The organism is Streptomyces profundus, assembly GCF_020740535.1.
In the GTDB taxonomy this organism is placed as follows: Bacteria; Actinomycetota; Actinomycetes; order Streptomycetales; family Streptomycetaceae; genus Streptomyces; species Streptomyces profundus.
Genome location: NZ_CP082362.1, coordinates 991242 through 1009042 on the forward strand (window position 1 = coordinate 991242; position 17801 = coordinate 1009042).

The window sequence follows — 17801 nt, forward strand, 5'->3', positions numbered from 1 at the left end:
GGGGTGGCGAAACCCCGGGTCGGTTGTGGACGGGGCGGATCGGGTCCCGATCCGCCGGGCTAGCCCGCGTAGGGCTCGGGGACCTCTCCCTCCCGGGAGAGGAAGGCGAAGTCGCAGCCGGTGTCGGCCTGGGTGATGTGGTCCTGGTAGAGCGCCCCGAAGCCTCGGCCGTAGCGAGGCCCCGGCGGGGTCCACGCCGCCCGGCGACGGTCCAGCTCGATGTCGTCGATCTCAAGACGCAGCGTGCGCGTGGACACGTCGAGGGTGATCAGATCGCCGTCCTGGACCAGGGCGAGCGGCCCGCCCACGTGCGATTCGGGCGCGATATGCAGCACGCAGGCGCCATAGCTGGTGCCGCTCATCCTGGCGTCGGAGAGGCGCACCATGTCGGTGACGCCCTGTTTCAGCAGATAGTCGGGGATGGGCAACATCCCGTACTCCGGCATGCCGGGACCGCCCAGCGGGCCGGAGCCGCGCAGCACCAGCACGCTGTCCCTGGTGATACCGAGGGCCGGTTCGTTGATGGTGGCCTGCATGGTGCGGTAGTCGTCGAACACCACGGCGGGGCCTGTGTGTCGATGGAGCCTCGGATCGGCGGAGATGTGCTTGATCACCGCGCCGTCGGGGGCCAGGTTGCCGTGCAGCACCGCCAACCCGCCCTGGTCGGCGAGGGATTTGTCCGAGGTCCTGATCACCTCGGCGTCATGGGTGGCGGCGCCGGCCAGCTGCTCCCGCAGCGAGTCATGGGCCACGGTCGGCCGATCCAGGTGCAGTTGCTCCTCGCCCAGCCGGGCGAGGAGCGTGGGCAGCCCGCCGGCGTAGTAGAAGTCCTCCATCAGGAAGCGGCCCCCGGGCCGCACATCGGCCAGCACCGGAACTCGGCGGGCGATCCGGTCGAAGTCGGCCAGGCTCAGGGGGACATGGGATCGCCCCGCCATCGCGATCAGATGGATCACGGCGTTGGTCGAGCCACCCAGCGCCAACACGGTGGTCACCGCGTCCTCGTACGCCTCGGCGGTGAGGAAACGGGAGAGCCTGGCGTCCGTCCAGACCAGCTCGACGATCCGCCGGCCCGCCGAGGCGGCCATCCGGCTGTGCGCCGAGTCCACCGCCGGGATGGCCGCGGCACCCGGCATGGTCACGCCGAGCGCCTCCGCCGCCGAGGCCATGGTGGACGCGGTGCCCATGGTCATACAGGTGCCGGGCGAGCGGGCCAGCCCGCACTCCAGCTCCGAAAGCTCCTGGTCACCGATCCGCCCGGCCCGCTTCTCGTCCCAGTACTTCCACATGTCGGTACCCGAGCCCAGCGTCTCGCCACGCCAGTGGCCGCGCAGCATCGGCCCCGCCGGCACGAAGATCGTCGGCAGGTCGGCGCTGGCCGCGCCCATCAGCAGCGCCGGAGTCGTCTTGTCGCAGCCGCCCAACAGCACCGCGCCATCCACCGGATAGGAGCGGAGCAGTTCCTCGGTCTCCAGCGAGAGCAGATTGCGGTAGAGCATCGGAGTCGGCTTCTGGAACGTCTCCGAGAGGGTCGCGACCGGGAACTCCAGCGGGAATCCGCCGGCCTGCCAGACCCCCCGTTTCACGGCTTCGGCCCGTTCCCGCAGGTGTTGGTGGCACGGGTTGATATCCGACCAGGTGTTCACGATCGCGATCACCGGCTTGCCGAGGTGCTCCTCGGGCAGATAGCCGAGCTGCCTGGTCCGCGCGCGGTGGCTGAACGAGCGGAGCCCGTCGGTGCCGTACCACTGGTGGCTGCGCAACTCCTCGCTGGTCAAACGTCGTTGACTGTCGCCCGGTCCGTTCGGGGACCGCGTCGGCTCCGCGTCGGCGCTCATGGCAGCTCCCACCCTTCCACCATCGCCGCGACATCGGCGCGGTCCTCGGGGGCCAACACCGAACTGGGCGGGCGCACATCGCGACGGCAGAGGTCGAGCGCGGCCAGCGCCTCCTTCACCACGGTCACGTTGTTCGCCGACTGGTCCCGCGCGCGCAGTTCCTCGAAGGGCCGGATCAGCTCCCAGACCCGCATCGCCGCCCGGTAGTCGCCGGCGCGCAGCGCGTCCCGCATGGCGAGGGAGACCGCGGGCGCCACATTGACCAGGCCCGAGGTGAACCCGGTGGCGCCCGAGGCGAAGTAGGAGGGCGCGGAGAGTTCGGCCAGGCCAGCCACCCAGACGAAACGTTCCAGCCCCGCGTCCCGCGCGACCGAGGCGAAGCGCACCGGATCGGGCACCGCGTACTTCACCCCGATCACATTGGGGCAGTCGGCGCCGAGCCGGGCGATCGTCGCCCCCTCGATGGCCGGGTTGCGGACATAGGGCACCACGCCCACCTCGGGGACGGCGTCCGCGATGGCGCGGTGATAGGCCAGCCAACCCTCCTGGGAGACATAGGGGTGAACCGGCTGGTGCACCATCACCATCTGGGCCCCCGCCGCGCGCGCCTCCAACGAGGCGGAGACGGCGGTGCCCACGTCCTGCCCCACCCCGACCAGGATCTGCGCCCCACTGCCGGCCTCGGCGACCTCGGCCACCGTCAGCACGACCTCGATCTGGCGCTCCTCGGCGGTGAGCGAGTAGAACTCACTGGTGTTGCCGTTGGGGGTAAGCGCTTGCACGCCGGACGTCAGAAGACGCCGCAGCAGCACGCGATAACTCTCCTGATCGAACCGGTCGTTCTCGGTAAACGGGGTGACGGGAATCGCCACCACATCCGCCAACGCCTCGCGTTGTCGAGCGAAATCGCTCATGACCGCCCCTCTCCTTCCGCCGAACCCACCTCGACACCGTCCGCGTCGGTGACCCGCGCGGGCCGCGCGGCGCGCGCCCGCCTTGCCGCCGGGGGCGCGCCGCCCGCCTCAGCGGGCGGGGCGCCGTCCAGGGCTTCGGCATCCGGCTGGCGCGGGAACGCGCGGTTGACGAAGCCTCTGATATGCCCGCCCAGCAACTCGCCCGCCAGGTCGGCGTCACCGTCCTCGGCGGCGGCCAGAATCGCGCGATGCTCCTCCGCCTCCCGCTCCCAGGTCGGGACGGTCTGCCAGACGAACGAGGAGACCAGCGCGGCCTGGTCGCGCAGATCGTCCAACATCCGCACCAGCAGCGGATTGCCGCAGGGCAGATAGAGCGCGCGATGGAAGTCCCGGTTGGCCAGGGAACGCTCGGCGCTGTCCACGGCCGAGTCTGCGCGGGTCAGCGCGGCGTGCGCGGCGGCCAGCGCCGCGGCCCGGTCCACCGTCCGGCGCATGGCCTCCGGCTCCAGCAGCAACCTGACGTCGTAGATCGCCCGGGCCATGTCCGCGTCCACGGTGCGGACGGCGGCCCCCTTGTACTCGCTCATCACCACAAGACCTCGACCCGCCAGGGTCTTGAGCGCCTCCCGCACCGGGGTCTTGGAGACCCCGAACTGCGCCGCGAGTTCGGTCTCCACCAGAGCCGTCCCGGGCGCCAGCCCTCCGGTGAGGATGGCGTGCGTCAGATGCTCCAGGACGAACTGCGTCCGGGAGGGGATGGGCACCGGGGCGGCGCCGGACAGGGGTGCGTTCATGCGGGATGGCCCTCAGTTCTCGGGTCTCAGTGCTCGCATATGGCATCTCGTATATGACATATGGCGTACGACGTGCGGCCCGATGAAATTAGGACCGCGCCGGGCCGGCGTCAACACTTCTGACAAAACTGGCCCCGGCGGGGGTGCCCCCGGGGCCTCGCGGCGGGCCGGGAGAGGGCAGGCGTCGGAGCGGGCGCCTCGGGTGAGACGCCCGCTCGACGGGGCCGAACAGCGGGCCGGCGGCCCGCCGCGCTGGCTCAACTACAGGTGTTGCGAGGCGAGTTGTTGAACGTCAGGTTGCGGTAGGTGATGTTGGTGCCACAGGGGTTCTCGTTGAGTGCCGAGTTGGTGATCGTGAGGTTCTGGAACGTGATGTCGCGGGTGTTGGCGAACTCCGTGCGGGCCGCGACGCGGATGTCGCCGGGGCCCTGCACGGTTCCCCCGTTGGTCGCGAGGTTCACGTTGTAGCAGTTCTCGATCAGGATGGCGTTGCTGCCGGTGTTCGAGATGGTGATCCGGCCGATCTCCGCTCCGCCGCTCTCCGAGACGCAGAAGATCCCGCGCCCGCCACCCCTGGCGATGACCTCACCGACCCGGATGTTGACGGGGTAGCTGTCGCTGACCCGGCCGTTGCGGTTGGCCATCCGGAACGCGGCGTAGCCGGTTCCGGCGCCGGTGCCCTCGCCGTCCACCAGGTCGACCGTGGCGTTGATGGTGTCGTTGAGCAGCAGACCGGACTCGCCCGTGTTCCTGGCGGTGACCGTGCCGATGGTCAGTCCGTCCACACCGTAGGTCTCCACGGCGTGGCTGCCGCTGCCGGAGACGAAGACGTCGTCGATGCGAACATCCCGGGTGCGGACGTCGCGGTTGTCGTGGTTGTCGATCCGTATGCCGAGCCCGCCGGAGAGACGCATGTCGATCTGCCCCAGGGCGATGTCCGTGCCGTTCCGAACGAAGACACCGAAGTACGGGGCGCCGGTGACCTGCAAGTGGCGCACCTCGACGGAGTTGGCGTTCCTGATCCGCACCGGGGCGTGGTTGGCGCCGACCGACCCGGTCACATCGATGCTGCCGCACACATCCAGCACCGTGTGACTGGGGAGATCCAGCGACTGGTTGCCCGGGACCGAACCCGAACCACGCACCACCACCGCCTGTTTGCTGGTGCGTCCCGGATCGAGACTGTTCACGGCCGCCCGCATCGCGGACAGCATGTCCGTCCCCGAGTATCCGGGGGCCGTCCAGGTGTTCCCGTTCCGCACGGCCTCGGCCTGGTAACTGCCGTCACCGCAGGCCAGCGTGCCGGGGTCGGCGGCCTGGGTGGGGTCGGCATGTGCCGAACCGGTCAGCGTCGCGGCGCCGGTCACCAGCGCGAGCAATGTGGTGGCGAACAGGGTGAGTTTGCGTCGGTTACCAGGAAGCGGCTCGCGCCGCCGGGACCGGCGGAAGAGGGAAGCGGCTCTTGTTCCCATCGAATGACTCCTCGTGGGGGGTGGGGGATCAAGCACTTCGCCACCCGAGCCGAGGCCGCCACACCGACCGGGAACGCCAGGTAACCCCGGGGAGCCGGATGGCGCCCGGGCGGGCGTGAATCGATTCATGCTGAGACCGTCCTCGTCCTGGGACCTGTATCTCGGTGATTCGATGGTGGTGCGGTGACTCGCTGACTCAGGAACACGGCACACGAGGTTCGGACATCCGAACACGCGGGCCGCGAGGGAGAGTCGGGGCATCGCGGGCGCCATGCCGACGAAGCCTTGGGCTCGACTGGGTAAGCGCTTGCTGACTGGCGGCGAGTATGCCGTCACCCCCGGAGCGCGTCAATAAGGCGGGCAGCGCGGCGCTGGTGCGAGGCGGTTCGCGGCGTCGGGCCGGTTCGGGGTCGCTCCGGCTCGGGGTCGCGCCGGCCGGCGGCCCACGGTGGCCCACTGCGGGCCGGCCTTGGCGACAGTGCCGGGACAGCCGGCCGGGGGCGGGCCAGGACAACCAGCCGGGGGCGGGCGCGCGGGCCCGCGCGCCCGCGCCCGAACCGGGTCAACACCCCAGACGCCGAGGGGCGTTGACCGAACCAAAGCCGACCGACGGCCCGACCCGGCAACGAACCGGCGCCCGAACGACACCGGACCGAAGACCGACTACACCAACAACCAGCACAGACCGACCCAAAGCCAACCCACGACTCGACTCGGCAACGAACCGTCGCTGGACTGCGGACCGGCCATGCGGCGGACCGGAGCCGACCGACGCCCAGGCTGGCGAAGGACGGGCTGGCGCCGGGGCGGGAGGGCTCGGCGCCTGACGGCGGCCGGGGCGGGCGGTGTTCAGCCATGGCCCGAGGCGCGGCAGGTTGGCGGGTGGTCGCCAGCCTCGCGTTGCCCCTTGGGCGCCGTGGCGCCGACCGCCGTTCGACAGCCACGGTGCCCGGGGCTGGAGGGCTCGACCGGCCGAGTTCGCCGAGCAGCCGTGGTGGCACCGCCTCGGCCTCCCGTGTGCAAGGGACTCGGCAGTGCGCCTGTCGCGCTCAGGCTCCGGCGTCCGGCGGGGCGCGGATGGAGCGGCCACGCCCCGGCGGTGCGGCTCGCGGGCCTGCCGGCTCAGCCGCCGGACCGGGCCGGTCGCGATCCCGTGCCGACGGAGCCGTCGCCGGCCGCGAGGTCGCGATGGCGACCAACCGCTATCCCCTCCGGCGCCGTTGACACACCGAGCGCCGCCACCTCCTGGACTTCCAGCACCACGCGCCGCAGCTCCGCCGCGAAAACGGCGTCTCGCCCACCCGCCTCCTCCAGGGCGCCCACCACGCGCCGCCGCGTGTGCTCGCTCGGCGCCCGGGCCCCGTCGACCGCCTCCTTCTCCAGGCGGGCCAGCGCCGGATCCGACCTCAACTGCCCCCGGACCGTGGCCCGCAGGCGCTCCACGGCCGCGTCCAACGCGGGATCCGGGGCGAACCCGGACCGACCACCGGCACTGCGGAACATCCACACCATGGCGGCCACCGCCATCGATCCCAACTCGACCATCACGCCCCCCACAGAGCCTCTTCGAGTCACCACTCGTAACCGAGAGTAACAGCTTGGGGGTAGCCTGGGGAAGCCCAACCCGGAGAAAAGTTGGGCGAAAACCGCGAGAGAACCGCGAGCGGGGAGAAAAGGAGTCGGGGGCTTGGCGACAGAGATGCGGAGGGATCTTTCCGAACCCGCCTCAGTGGCGGTCACGCCCGCGGTCGGCGACGATCTCGTCGACGATCCGCCTCGCCTCCCGCGCCCGGACGACGTCGCCTGACCCGCCGTCCCCCGCCCCCTCGCCGTCCCCCGTTCCCCCGCCGTCCCGGCCGGCCGTCGCCGAACCCGCCCAGGTGACCAGGGCCTTCCACAGCGCCCAGCCCCGCCCCCGCGCCCAGCTCCCGGCGTCGACGTCGAGACGCCGGCGGAAGGCCGCGCGGCTCTCCGCCGGCAGCAGCGTCCAGGCGATCGACAGATCGCAGGCCGGATCGCCGACACCGCACGTCCCGAAGTCGATCACTCCGGCAAGCGCCCCGTTCCGCACCAGGAGGTTGTCGGCGGCCACATCGCCGTGGAACCACGTCGGCCGCCCGTCCCACTCGGCCCGCAGCGCCGCCGCCCAGATGCCGCGCAGGACCTCGGTGTCCACACGACCGGCCAGCGTGTCGATGGCCCGGCGGGTCTCACCGTCGTAGGTGTGCAACGGCCCGCCCCTGAACCAGTTGTGCTGCCCGGGGGGCGGCCCGGCCGAGGCGTCGATGCCCCGCAACGCGCAAAGAAACGCGGCGAGGTCAACGGCGAACGAGGTGAGGTCGGCGATCGTCTCCGCGCGCGCCGGCTCGCCGTCCAACCACCGGTAGACGGACCACACATGGGGGTATCCCTCCCCCGGCGCCCCCTTCGCCAGCGGCACGGGGACGGGCACCGGCAGGCGTGGCGCGAACACGGGCAGCCAACGATGTTCCTTCTCCACCGCCAGGGCGTAGGGCGCGGCGCTCGGCAGGCGGACCGACATGGCGTCGCCGAGGTGGAACGTCCGGTTGTCCCACCCCTCGTTCGCCACCCGCCGGATCGGCAGCCCGTCCCACCGGGGGAACTGCGTCGCCACCAGCCGACGCACCACGTCCTCGTCCGCCGGGAAGCGCTCCGGCACGGGGGCGACCTCCGGCACCGGGTCGGCACCAGCCGGCGGGGGATCGGGGTTCCGCCTGTCGCTCATCGGCCACCGGCCGCGTCAGCCGTAACGCGTAGGACCATGGCGGCAGCCTAGTGGCGCCGGGAGCCGCCAACGCCCCGACCGCCGACGGAGTGGCCCGCCCGTCCCCGCGACACGGCCACGGCGACGCCGGCCTGGCCACCCGCCCCTAGCGCGCGAACGCCCGGAGCCGGACCTCCGGCTCCAGTGGCCCGCCGAGGTAGAGCCGGTCGGCGTCGATGGCGGCGCTGGACGCGATCAGGCCGCGCTCCAGCGGGAAGGGCACCGTCCCGATGTCGCTGCCCGTGCCGTCCGCCAGGTCGAGCCAGGTCAGCGTCAACTGCCCGCCCTCTCCCCGCTGGTAGTGGTACGAGCCCAGCAACGCGACGCCGTCCGCGTCGTCCGCGCCGAGGAAACTCGTCAGGGGTGGGAACTCGCCACGCCACATCCGCTCGCCGCTGTCCACGGCGTACCCCTCGAAGACCACCGGCTCCGAGGTGTCGTCCAGTTGCTCGGCGATCAGCACACCGTCCGCCACGGCCCGCTCGCTGAGCCCCTGTCCGTCCGTGGCCAGCCGCCACAGGGCTTCCCCTGTCTCGGTGTACGCCACCAGGTGCCCGCTCTCGACGACGATCAGCGGGGCCCCGGGCTCGCCGTACCTGACATCGGCGATGGCCTCGTTGGCATCCGCCATGTCGCGGCTCCACAGATGCTCGCCCGTCGCCGTGTCGTGCACGTGGTTCGCGAAGCGCGGCGGGGTCAGCGGTTCGCCCGACGGCCCCTCGCAGGTGGCCAGGGTGACGACGCGCTCGTCGGCGTGGTCGATGCTCAACGGGGTCCAGCCGTGGTCGCAGTCGCCGTCGGCCACGGGCGCGAGCGCGGGCAGGGGTTCGCCGCTGGCGAGGTCGAAGCGCTGGAAGGACGCGGCGGCGTTCGCGGGCGAGAGGTTGACGGTGAGCGTGGCCTCGCCCACCGTCGCCGTGACGGTGTCGTCCACTGGCGAGGGGCCGAGACCGCTGAGGTCGCGCGACCACAGCACCTCCCCGTCGTGTGTGTCGATCACCGTCACCACCGTGCAGCCCTCCGCCTCGCCGGAGTGGTGGAGGACCGCGCCGACGCCCTCGGCGTTGGTGTGCTCGCTGGCCGCGCAGGGGCCGTACGTCCCCACCGGCGCCGGCGTCTCCCAGAGGACGGTGCCGTCGGCCGCGTCGTACCCCGTGACGTCCTCGGCGGCCGTGGGGCCGACGCGGGTGACCACGCCGTCGTGGGCCCACAGCGCCAGATCCAGCTCGCCGCCGTTCCCCCCGCTCTCCGCCCGCCACACCTCGGTGGGCCCCTCGTCGCCTCCCAGCAGCACCACCAACACCATGGCCAGCGACGCCAGCAGGGCCGCGCCCGCGATCACCCACGGCACCGGCCGCCGTCCGCGTCTCGCCATGTCTCCCCCCAACTTCCCCTTCGCGCACTGTGGTTTCCGACGCCCCCTGCCCGACGCCGGTTCCGTGGGCGGGGAGCGGAAGCGCCGCAGGCCGCGTGGAGGGCGCTCAGCGACTGGTGCGTGCTCGGGCGCGGTGGAACGTTCCGAACCGGCCGCGAGAAGGGGTCACCCCGGCGGACCTGGGGTGACCCCGTTGTCGCTACGCGGAACAAGTGGTCGTGCGCCCACTCAGACGCCGAGAGCCGCGTCGGCGGTCTCGCCCCGCGTCGCTTCGGCGACGGCGGGCGGTGCCTCGGGGGTGCGCGTCAGCCGGCCTCCGGCGGCGCCCAGGACGCCGTGCCGGATGGCGTGACCGGTGTGCACACCACGGGAGAACTCTCTGATGAACTTGCCAAAGGGCAGGGAGATTCGCCTCATCTCAGCCTCCTCGTATACTGATCTGTAAAGCTACCTGGAAGCGTAGTACACAGATCTGTAAACGCAAGGGGGATACGCGCCATGCCCAGGGACTCATCGGGTGATTCATCGGGTACCGACGACACGAGTCTCACGCCGGGCGCCCAGCGCATTCTCGACGTCGCGTCGGAGCTGTTCTACCGGCGCGGAATCCACGCCGTGGGGGTCGACACCATCGCGGCCGAGTCGGGGGTCACCAAGCGCACGCTCTACAACCGGTTCGGCTCCAAGGACAACCTGCTGACGACCTACCTGGAGACCAGGGATCGCCGCTGGCGTGATCTCATCGACGCCCGGCTGACGGCGGAGGGGGAGGACGCCGTCCGCCGGGTGCTGGTCCCGTTCGCGGTGCTGCCCGAGTGGCTGACCGAATCGGATCGAGGGTGCAGCTTTGTGAATGCCTTCGCCGAACTTCCGGATACTGATCATCCAGGGCGGAAGGTGATCACCGATGAGAAGAAGTGGCTACGAGCGTTCTTCCACGATCGGCTGAACGAGGCCGGCGTGAAGCCGACGCCCGCCGGCACCCTGGCCGTGCAACTGCTGAGCCTGCACGAGGGCGCCATCGTGGCCACCGCGATCGCGGACGCGGACGACGCCGCCCAGGCGACGCTCAGCGCGGCGGAGGCCCTGGTGACGGCCGCGCTTGAGGACGGCGCCGGCCGCTGATCCACGAGGACCCGAACGGCGCCCCCCAGGCCGGGCGCGGCGAGGCTCAGCCTCGGGAGCGGGCCTTGAACGCGGCCTTGCGCGCCTGCTTGGCGAGCAGGCGGTCCGGGTGCATCCGGCCCACGGCCTCCAGGACATCGGCCGTGGCCGGGTGGTCGGTGCGCCAGGCCCGGTCGAAGAACTCGCCGTGCTGATCCACCAGGCCGGTCACCAGATCACGCAGCTCGGGCAGGTTCTCCTCCTCGGCTCCGCTGCCCAGCTGCGCGGCCAGGGTGTCGATGGTCAGCCAGAAGACCAGCTCCTCCGACGGCGGCGGCACATCCGTGGCGCCGCGCTCGGCCAGCCAGACGCGGGCCAGGCCGCCGAGTTCGTCGTCCTCCAGCACCGCGCGCAGCGCCGGCTCGGCGCTGGGGTCGAGCAGCGCGAGCGTCAGCTGGCAGCCCAGCCGCCGCCCGGGGCCGGCCGGGTCGGCGCCGCGCGCCGCGGCCAGCAGCTCCTCGGCCGCGGCCACCGGGTCACGGCCGACGAGCCAGCGTTCCGCCTCCTCGGTCGCGGCGGACGCGGGACGTTCGGTGAGCGCGTCGAGGAGCGCCCCGGCCGGCGCGTCGGCCAACTCCCCGACCAGCGGGACGTCGAGACCGACCTCCAGCATCCGCCGGCGCACGCCGTAGAGGCCGAGCGTGGTCAGCCGCACCTGGCCGTACCGGCTCAGGTCGTCCACGTCCTCGTCGCCGATGTCCTGGAACCCCCCGACGCCCTCGCCATCGCCGTCGCCGCCGTCATCGTCGTCGTCGTCGCCGATCACGGTGTCGTCCATCGGGTGGTACTCGATCAGCCCGGTGTCCGCCAGCACCCGGAACTGCTCGTCCAACCGCACCACCAGGGCCGACACGTCCTGGAACGCCTCGTCGGTCAACTCCTCCATCTCGTCGGGGAGGAGCGTGGCGGCGGCGATCATGGGCAGCGGCAGCAGGGAGGCCGCCTGACCGTCCTCGTCGGTGACGCCGAAGACGTAGAGGTGGCCCAACACGCTGTCCAGCAGGCCGACCTCGGCCTCCGGGTCCCAGTCGAGGGCGTCCAGGTCGATGGCGTCCGGGTCGAGTTGACCGTCCGCGCCGAACAGCCCCTCCAGCCCCTCGACTTCGCCGAGCAGGTCCTCGAAGGACGGGGTGGCGACGTCGGAGAGCACCGCGTCCAGGCCGTCGGCCCACAGGTCCAGGATGTCCTCGGGCGCGCCGTCGAGGAGCTGGGCCAGCTCCTCGTCCGCGGTGGCGACGCCGACGGCGGGGTGGTCCTCGTGTTCGGCGAAGGCCCTGGCCTGGCCGGTCTGGGTCTCCGGGAGGTCGCCGGCCTCGGTGATGGTGACCAGCCCGGTGTCCACGGCGAAGTTCCATGCCTCGACCACCTCAGCCTCCCCCTCGGGCGCACCGGTGAGGCCCAGTTCGTGAACGGCCTCGCTGAGCCCGGGGGCGAGCAACTCGCCACCGGCGCCCACCGGCGTCCCCTCGCCGACCCACCTGGCCAGCCATACGGCTCGGGAGAGCAGTGGAGCGGCGAGCGCCTCCCTGGCCAACTCGGCCTCGGACGGCAGCCGTACGGGCGGCATGGCGGGACGGTCGTCCCCGGGGTCGAGCGACATGACGGCGAACTCCTCGGGCAGGGGGTGACCCCGCCGGCGGTTGGGGTGATCGGGCGAGCCCCCAGCGTAGACGGGATTGTCCACCGAACGTCCCGCCTCCGTGTCGGTTCCGTCACGCTTCACCTGGACGTCGCGCGTACGGGCGGGGGCGCGCTCCCGCTCCGGGCGGCGGGACTCACCGATGTCGACGCGGAAGCGGGACGCGCGGCCTCCGGTTAACAACTGGTTGACGCGTGGCAACGCACCTGCCGGGCACGGCTTTACCCGCGTAGCGTGGGCCTCCCCCACTGCCGTCTCCCCCACCCGGAGGATCCCGTGAGATCGACCGAACCAGCCGCCCGCACCCAGTCGAGAACCCAACGGCCGCGTGGCGCGGCCGTGTTGGTCGGCCTGGCGGCCGGCGGGCTCTGTGTGCCGCTGCTGGCGCAGCCGACCTCGGCGGCCGAGCGGGAGACGGTGCGGGTGCACCACATCCAGGGCGACACCAGGATCTCGCCGCTGCTGGGGCAGTCGGTCGAGGACGTCCCCGGGGTGGTGACCGGGGTGCGCGCCTTCGGTTCGCGTGGCTTCTGGGTTCAGGAACCGGACGAGGACGGGGATCCGGCCACCAGCGAGGGGATCTTCGTCTACACGGGCGACGCGCCGTCGGTCGCGGTGGGCGACGAGGTGCTGGTCTCCGGCACCGTGGACGAGTACTACCCCGGCGGTGCGGAGCGGGGCGGCCAGTCGGTGACCCAGCTCACCGGGCCCGAGGTGACGGTGGTCTCGTCGGGGAACGCGCTGCCGCCGCCGGTGGAGTTGGACGCCTCGGCGATCCCCGAACGCTATGCCCCCGAGGGCGATCCGGCGGCGGACGGCAGCATCGAGGGACTGCGACTGGCCCCTGATGTCTACGCGCTGGACGCCTTTGAGGCGTGGGAGGGCATGGTGGTGCGTCTCCTGGACGCACCGGTGGTCGGCCCGAGCACGGAGTACGGCGAGCTGTGGGTGACGCTGCGCCCCGGTGACCATCCCACGCCGCGCGGCGGCACCCGCTACGCCTCCTACGCGGCGTCGAACCCGGGGCGGCTCAAGGTGGAGTCGCTTATCCCCTTCGCCGAACGGCCGTTCCCCGAAGCGAACGTGGGCGACCTGCTGGCGGGCGAGACGGTCGGCCCCCTGGACTACGACGAGTTCGGCGGATACACCCTCGCCGCCCGGGAGTTGGGCACCGTGGCCGACGGCGGGCTCACGCCGGAGCGCACCAGGCCGCAGCGGCGCGGCGAGTTGGCGATCGCCGCCTACAACGTGGAGAACCTCAACCCGGGCGATCCCGCGGAGAAGTTCGAGCGACTGGCCGAGGCCGTGGTGACCAACCTGGCCTCGCCCGACATCCTGGCCGTCGAGGAGATCCAGGACGACAGCGGGCCGGCCGACGACGGCACCGTGACCGCCACGGAGACGTTGCGGCTGTTCACGGAAGCGATCGTCGCCGCGGGCGGTCCGCGCTACGCCTGGCGGGGCGTGGACCCGGCGGACGGGGAGGACGGCGGGCAGCCGGGCGGCAACATCCGCGCGGTGCTGCTGTTCAACCCGGAGCGGGTGTCCTTCGTGGACCGGCCGGGCGGCGACGCCACCACCGCGACGGAGGTGGTGACCAGGGGCGGGGTGGCCACGCTGAGCCACTCCCCCGGGCGGATCGCGCCGGCGGACGCGGCCTGGACGGACAGCCGCAAACCGCTGGCCGGCGAGTTCAGGTTCCGGGGCGAGACGGTGCTGGTGATCGCCAACCACTTCGCCTCCAAGGGGGGCGACCAGCCCCTGCACGGCCGCTTCCAGCCGCCGAACCGTGGTTCGGAGACCCAGCGACTCGCGCAGGCGAGGGCGGTGCGGGAGTTCGTCCGGGAGATCGACGCGGCCGATGCCCGACGGCCGGCGAACGTCGTGGTGTTGGGCGATCTCAACGACTTCGAGTTCTCGGCCGTGACGCGCGAGCTGACCGCCGACGGACTGTTGGTGAACGCGCTGGGCACACTGCCGCCCTCGGAGCGCTACACCTATGTCTACGAGGGCAACTCCCAGGTGCTCGACCAGACGCTGGTCTCCCCCACCGTCCGCCGCCCCGAGCTGGACATCGTCCATGTCAACGCCGAGTTCGCGGACCAGGCCAGCGACCACGATCCGCAAGTGCTGCGCTTCCGTCCCTGATGGCCCCGTAGTACCGCTGAACGATCGGGCGCAGCACTTCTAAGTGGACCTGGAAGGCCGAAGGGGCCCAGACTCCGTGCCATGCGACTGGGACCCTTTGGCCGCTGCGCGGCTGCGATGATCACACCCTTTACCGAGGACGGCGCCCTCGACCCGGCCGGGGCCGAGCGGCTGGCCGACCATCTGGTGGCCAGGGGCGGCTGCGACGCCCTGGTGATCAACGGCACCACGGGTGAGTCGCCGACCACGAGCGACGCCGAGAAGACGGCCCTGACCAGGGCGGTGACCAGCGCGGTCGGCGGCCGGGCGAAGGTGGTCGCCGGCGTCGGCACGGCCGACACCCGGCATTCCGTCGAGCTGGCGCGGGCCGCCCAAGCCGCCGGCGCTGACGGCCTGTTGGTGGTGACGCCCTACTACTCCCGGCCCACCCAGGAGGCGATCGTCCAGCATCTGCTGACCGTCGCCGACGCCACCGAACTGCCGGTGATGCTCTACGACATCCCGGCCCGCACCGGCGAGGGCACCGCGCTGACGGCCGACTCGCTGCGCCGGCTCGCCGAACACCCGAAGATCGTCGCGGTCAAGGACTGCTCGTTCGACCTGCTGAAGGCCGGCACGGTGCTCGCCGACACCGAGCTGGCCTACTACGCGGGCAGCGACGAGCTGAACCTGCCGCTGCTGGCCATCGGCGCCAGCGGTGTGGTCAGCACGGCGGCCAACGTGGTGGGCGCGCAGGTGCGGGCGGTGATCGACGCCTTCGCCGCCGGCGAGCGGGAGACGGCCGCGCGACGCCATCGCGCGCTGCTGCCCCTGGTGTCGGCGCTCACCGTGCACGCACCGGGCACGGTGACCGTCAAGGCGCTGTTCCGCGCCGCCGGCCTGCCGGGCGGCCCGGTGCGCCCGCCGCTGCTGCCCGCCGACGAGGAGCTGACCGCCCGGCTGGCGACGGCGCTGCGCGGCGCCGTGGCCCAGCCGTAGGCCGCAGTCAGTCCGCCGAGCCGGCGAACAGCCAGCGGCGCACGGGCACTTCGATCAGCAGCCGGGCGCCCCCTGGCCGGTGCGGCACGGTGACGTCCCAGTCGTACTTGGCGGCGAAGGCGTCGACGACCTCGGCCGCGAAGGGGGCGCGGTGCGGCCGGGCCTCCCCCTCCGCGACCACGGGGTGACGGCCGTCCTCCAACGCGAGGGAGACCGTCGGCGCGTGCGCGATGTTCCGCGCCTTGACGGAGCTCCCGTCCACGCCGATCCACCAGGTCTGCCCGAGGAGCACGAACCACACGGGGGTGACATGGGGCGAGCCGTCGGGGCGGGTGGTGCAGAGCCAGACGTTGCGGTCCCGGGCCAGTCGGGCCAGGACGGCGGGCTCGCTCGGGACGCGGGACGGAGTCATCCCCCCATCCCACCGCACGCCCGCCCCCCGTCGCCTCCGTCCGACGGGCACGGTGCCTGGTGCTTTGGGCCTAGACCACCTCTCAGACGGTCTCGGACAGCCGCACCGGCATCAGCAGCGAGAAGTGGTCGTCGCCGCTCGGGAGGCGGACGACCAGGGGCGCGGTGGCGCCCGACACCTCCAGCACCAGCTGCTCGCGCCCGGCGGCGGCCAGCGCCTCGGTGAGGAACTCCCGGTTGACGGCGATCCGTCCCCCCGTGGCCTCGTCCGCGACGCGGACCACGCCGTCGTCGGCGATATCGAGCACGGTGACCGCGGTGCGGGCGCCGTCCTGGTCGCCGGGCTCCTCCCGCACCCGGCCCGAGGCGATCGCGGCGCTGAGCGAGGGGGCGTGCACCTGGCATCGGCGCCCGGCGGGGAGCCTGATCAGCCGGCGGTAGTCCGGATACTCGTGCTCAAGGGTGGCTCCCGAGGCCAGCCGTCCGCCTACGTTCAGTGACACATCGTCCTGGGCCAGCGTGAGGGTGGCCCGCGCGTCTTCGGCGAGCAGTGCGCGCATGGCGTCCACCAGGGGCGTCGGCACCAACGCCCGGACGGAGCGGCTTCCCCCGCCCTCGGTGACGGCGGCCGTGGCGACCGCCAGCCGGTAGCGGTCGGTCGCGACCAGCCGCAGTTCGTCTCCCTCCCCATCCAGCAACACCCCATGCAGCGAGGGGAGCTCGGGGTCGGTTCCGACGGCGAACCGGACCGTGTCCAGGGCCTTGGCGAGTGCGGTGGCCGACAGCGTCAGGGTGGCGGTGGCGTGGTTCTCAGGTGGTGTGGTCATGGGGTTCTCCCGGTGCGAGATCAGTGTCCGAACCTCGGAGAGCTGCCGGCGGGCGGTGGCCATGTCCCGTTCGAGGCGGCGCAGACGCGCGCCCAGCAGCCGGGGCGCCAGGCCCGGATCGGTCCCCGACCAGCCGGCGAGCGCCAGCCGGATGTCGGCCAGCGGCATGCCGGCCAGCCGGAGTCGGGCCAACAGCCGGGCCTCGTCCACCTGTTCGGGGTCGTACCAGCGGTATCCGGTGTGCGGGTCCACCCAGGCGGGCACCAGCACGCCGACACCGTCGTAGTACCGCAGGGTGCCGACGGCCAGCCCGCTGGCTCTGGCCAGCTCACCGATGCCGAGTCGTTCGCTCTCCACGCCTCTCACCCTGGGGCCTCGATCAGGTCGAGGGTCAACCCACGCCACACACCGGGCCGACCCCGGCGGACCAGCCGCCGGGGTCGACCCGCGCGCCTCAGTTGTGGCTGTGGAGCACCGAGTTGAGGCCGCCCCAACTGCCGGAGCGGACCAGTGCCTGCACCGTTCCGGTGCTGGAGTGGCGACGGAAGAGCAGGTTGTCGGCGCCGGCCAGCTCCAGCGCCTTGACGACCGCGCCGTCCGGCAGGGTGACCCGGGTGCCGGCGGTGAGGTAGAGGCCCGCCTCCACGACGCAGTCGTTCCCCAGCGGGATGCCCAGGCCCGACTGGGCGCCCAGCAGGCAGCGTTCGCCGACCGAGATGACCTGCGTCCCGCCGCCGGAGAGCGTGCCCATGATGGACGCGCCACCCCCGACATCGGAGCCGTCGCCGATCACCACGCCGGCGCTGATCCGGCCCTCGACCATGGAGGTGCCCAGGGTGCCGGCGTTGAAGTTGCAGAAGCCCTCGTGCATCACGGTGGTACCGGCCGCGAGGTGCGCGCCCAGCCGGACCCGGTCGGCGTCGCCGATCCGGACCCCGGAGGGCACCACGTAGTCCGACATCCGGGGGAACTTGTCCACGCTGCTCACCGAGAACGAAAGACCGGCGGCGCGGGCGGCGAGCCTGGCCCGCTCCAGCCCGTCGACGGGCACCGGGCCGACGCTGGTCCAGGCGACGTTGGCCAGCAGCGCGAAGATCCCCTCCAGACTGAGGCCGTGCGGCCTGACCAGACGGTGGCTGAGCAGATGCAGCCGCAGATAGACGTCATGGGCGTCCAGCGGCTTGTCGTCGATGGAGGAGATGACCGTGCGGACCGCGATCACCTCCACGCCACGCCGCGGGTCGGGGCCCAGCGCGTCCGGGGCGTCGGGGCCGAGGAGCACGGCGGCGCGCTCGGCGGTGAGGCGTTCGGTACCGGCGGGCCCCGCCTCCTCGGTCAACTCGGGGGTGGGGAACCAGCTGTCGAGCACGGTGCCGTCGGCGGCCAGCGTGGCGAGGCCGGCGGCGACGGCGCCGGTGGTGGTGGTGCGGGTGGTCTCGTCGGTCATGGGCCCGAC

At 72.4% G+C, this 17801-nt stretch carries 15 protein-coding genes; 3 read left to right on the top strand and 12 right to left on the bottom strand.

All coding sequences use genetic code 11. The features are described from left to right. Positions 1–59: 59 nt before the first annotated feature. The 8 genes from araD to K4G22_RS04440 all read right to left on the bottom strand — a co-directional run bounded on the left by araD (position 60) and on the right by K4G22_RS04440 (position 9595). A complete protein-coding gene (araD, locus tag K4G22_RS04405; RefSeq protein WP_228078344.1) occupies positions 60–1838 on the bottom strand; it encodes an L-arabinonate dehydratase in 1779 nt (592 codons plus the stop codon). Beyond that, positions 1835–2752 carry a dihydrodipicolinate synthase family protein gene (locus tag K4G22_RS04410; RefSeq protein WP_228078345.1) on the bottom strand — a complete coding sequence of 306 codons (918 nt, stop codon included), beginning with the start codon at positions 2750–2752 and terminating at the stop codon, positions 1835–1837. The genes araD and K4G22_RS04410 overlap by 4 nt, the downstream gene beginning before the upstream one ends. Continuing rightward, positions 2749–3546, bottom strand: coding sequence for a GntR family transcriptional regulator (locus K4G22_RS04415; RefSeq protein WP_228078346.1), 798 nt, complete (start codon positions 3544–3546; stop codon positions 2749–2751). Before K4G22_RS04415 ends, K4G22_RS04410 begins: the two co-directional genes overlap by 4 nt. A 257-nt stretch (positions 3547–3803) precedes the next feature. Next, complete coding sequence (locus K4G22_RS04420) at positions 3804–5018, bottom strand: right-handed parallel beta-helix repeat-containing protein (protein ID WP_228078347.1); 1215 nt, start codon at positions 5016–5018, stop codon at positions 3804–3806. A gap of 1122 nt (positions 5019–6140) precedes the next feature. Beyond that, positions 6141–6563, bottom strand: a complete 423-nt coding sequence (locus K4G22_RS04425) for a hypothetical protein (protein ID WP_228078348.1) — start codon at positions 6561–6563, stop codon at positions 6141–6143. Positions 6564–6744: 181 nt separating this feature from the next. Continuing rightward, positions 6745–7764 carry an aminoglycoside phosphotransferase family protein gene (locus K4G22_RS04430; RefSeq protein ID WP_228078349.1) on the bottom strand — a complete coding sequence of 340 codons (1020 nt, stop codon included), beginning with the start codon at positions 7762–7764 and terminating at the stop codon, positions 6745–6747. 145 nt (positions 7765–7909) lie between these two features. Beyond that, positions 7910–9178, bottom strand: a complete 1269-nt coding sequence (locus K4G22_RS04435) for an outer membrane protein assembly factor BamB family protein (RefSeq protein ID WP_228078350.1) — start codon at positions 9176–9178, stop codon at positions 7910–7912. A 228-nt stretch (positions 9179–9406) separates the two neighbouring features. Further along, positions 9407–9595 (bottom strand): hypothetical protein, encoded by a 189-nt coding sequence (locus tag K4G22_RS04440; protein ID WP_228078351.1) that lies wholly within the window; start codon positions 9593–9595, stop codon positions 9407–9409. 81 nt (positions 9596–9676) lie between these two features. Here K4G22_RS04440 and K4G22_RS04445 point away from each other — a divergent pair, with 81 nt between their 5' ends. Continuing rightward, positions 9677–10303, top strand: a complete 627-nt coding sequence (locus K4G22_RS04445; protein WP_228078352.1) for a TetR/AcrR family transcriptional regulator — start codon at positions 9677–9679, stop codon at positions 10301–10303. Between the two features lie 46 nt (positions 10304–10349). On the opposite strand, the gene K4G22_RS04450 is transcribed toward K4G22_RS04445, so the two are convergent. Further along, positions 10350–11942 carry a hypothetical protein gene (locus tag K4G22_RS04450; RefSeq protein WP_228078353.1) on the bottom strand — a complete coding sequence of 531 codons (1593 nt, stop codon included), beginning with the start codon at positions 11940–11942 and terminating at the stop codon, positions 10350–10352. 315 nt (positions 11943–12257) lie between these two features. Here K4G22_RS04450 and K4G22_RS04455 point away from each other — a divergent pair, with 315 nt between their 5' ends. Together K4G22_RS04455 and dapA are read left to right on the top strand one after the other, a co-directional pair. Beyond that, positions 12258–14129, top strand: a complete 1872-nt coding sequence (locus K4G22_RS04455) for an endonuclease/exonuclease/phosphatase family protein (RefSeq protein WP_425336601.1) — start codon at positions 12258–12260, stop codon at positions 14127–14129. A gap of 81 nt (positions 14130–14210) precedes the next feature. Next, the gene (dapA, locus tag K4G22_RS04460) at positions 14211–15107 is read left to right on the top strand and encodes a 4-hydroxy-tetrahydrodipicolinate synthase (RefSeq protein WP_228078354.1); all 897 of its coding nucleotides are present in this window, start codon (positions 14211–14213) and stop codon (positions 15105–15107) included. Between the two features lie 7 nt (positions 15108–15114). On the opposite strand, the gene K4G22_RS04465 is transcribed toward dapA, so the two are convergent. The 3 genes from K4G22_RS04465 to dapD form a co-directional block, all read right to left on the bottom strand. Next, positions 15115–15519 (bottom strand): pyridoxamine 5'-phosphate oxidase family protein, encoded by a 405-nt coding sequence (locus K4G22_RS04465; RefSeq protein WP_228078355.1) that lies wholly within the window; start codon positions 15517–15519, stop codon positions 15115–15117. Between the two features lie 82 nt (positions 15520–15601). Continuing rightward, positions 15602–16702, bottom strand: coding sequence for a DNA polymerase III subunit beta family protein (locus K4G22_RS04470; protein ID WP_228078356.1), 1101 nt, complete (start codon positions 16700–16702; stop codon positions 15602–15604). A 97-nt stretch (positions 16703–16799) separates the two neighbouring features. Beyond that, positions 16800–17792, bottom strand: coding sequence for a 2,3,4,5-tetrahydropyridine-2,6-dicarboxylate N-succinyltransferase (gene dapD, locus K4G22_RS04475; RefSeq protein ID WP_228078357.1), 993 nt, complete (start codon positions 17790–17792; stop codon positions 16800–16802). Positions 17793–17801 lie beyond the last annotated feature (9 nt).

Excerpts from the sequence above, each read along its gene's own strand:
- K4G22_RS04430 (WP_228078349.1), bottom strand. The coding sequence starts at position 7,764 with ATGAGCGACAGGCGGAACCCCGATCCCCCGCCGGCTGGTGCCGACCCG.
- dapD (WP_228078357.1), bottom strand. The coding sequence starts at position 17,792 with ATGACCGACGAGACCACCCGCACCACCACCACCGGCGCCGTCGCCGCC.
- K4G22_RS04465 (WP_228078355.1), bottom strand. The coding sequence starts at position 15,519 with ATGACTCCGTCCCGCGTCCCGAGCGAGCCCGCCGTCCTGGCCCGACTG.
- K4G22_RS04450 (WP_228078353.1), bottom strand. The coding sequence starts at position 11,942 with ATGTCGCTCGACCCCGGGGACGACCGTCCCGCCATGCCGCCCGTACGG.
- K4G22_RS04445 (WP_228078352.1), top strand. The coding sequence starts at position 9,677 with ATGCCCAGGGACTCATCGGGTGATTCATCGGGTACCGACGACACGAGT.
- K4G22_RS04415 (WP_228078346.1), bottom strand. The coding sequence starts at position 3,546 with ATGAACGCACCCCTGTCCGGCGCCGCCCCGGTGCCCATCCCCTCCCGG.
- K4G22_RS04425 (WP_228078348.1), bottom strand. The coding sequence starts at position 6,563 with ATGGTCGAGTTGGGATCGATGGCGGTGGCCGCCATGGTGTGGATGTTC.
- araD (WP_228078344.1), bottom strand. The coding sequence starts at position 1,838 with ATGAGCGCCGACGCGGAGCCGACGCGGTCCCCGAACGGACCGGGCGAC.
- dapA (WP_228078354.1), top strand. The coding sequence starts at position 14,211 with ATGCGACTGGGACCCTTTGGCCGCTGCGCGGCTGCGATGATCACACCC.
- K4G22_RS04440 (WP_228078351.1), bottom strand. The coding sequence starts at position 9,595 with ATGAGGCGAATCTCCCTGCCCTTTGGCAAGTTCATCAGAGAGTTCTCC.
- K4G22_RS04410 (WP_228078345.1), bottom strand. The coding sequence starts at position 2,752 with ATGAGCGATTTCGCTCGACAACGCGAGGCGTTGGCGGATGTGGTGGCG.
- K4G22_RS04420 (WP_228078347.1), bottom strand. The coding sequence starts at position 5,018 with ATGGGAACAAGAGCCGCTTCCCTCTTCCGCCGGTCCCGGCGGCGCGAG.
- K4G22_RS04435 (WP_228078350.1), bottom strand. The coding sequence starts at position 9,178 with ATGGCGAGACGCGGACGGCGGCCGGTGCCGTGGGTGATCGCGGGCGCG.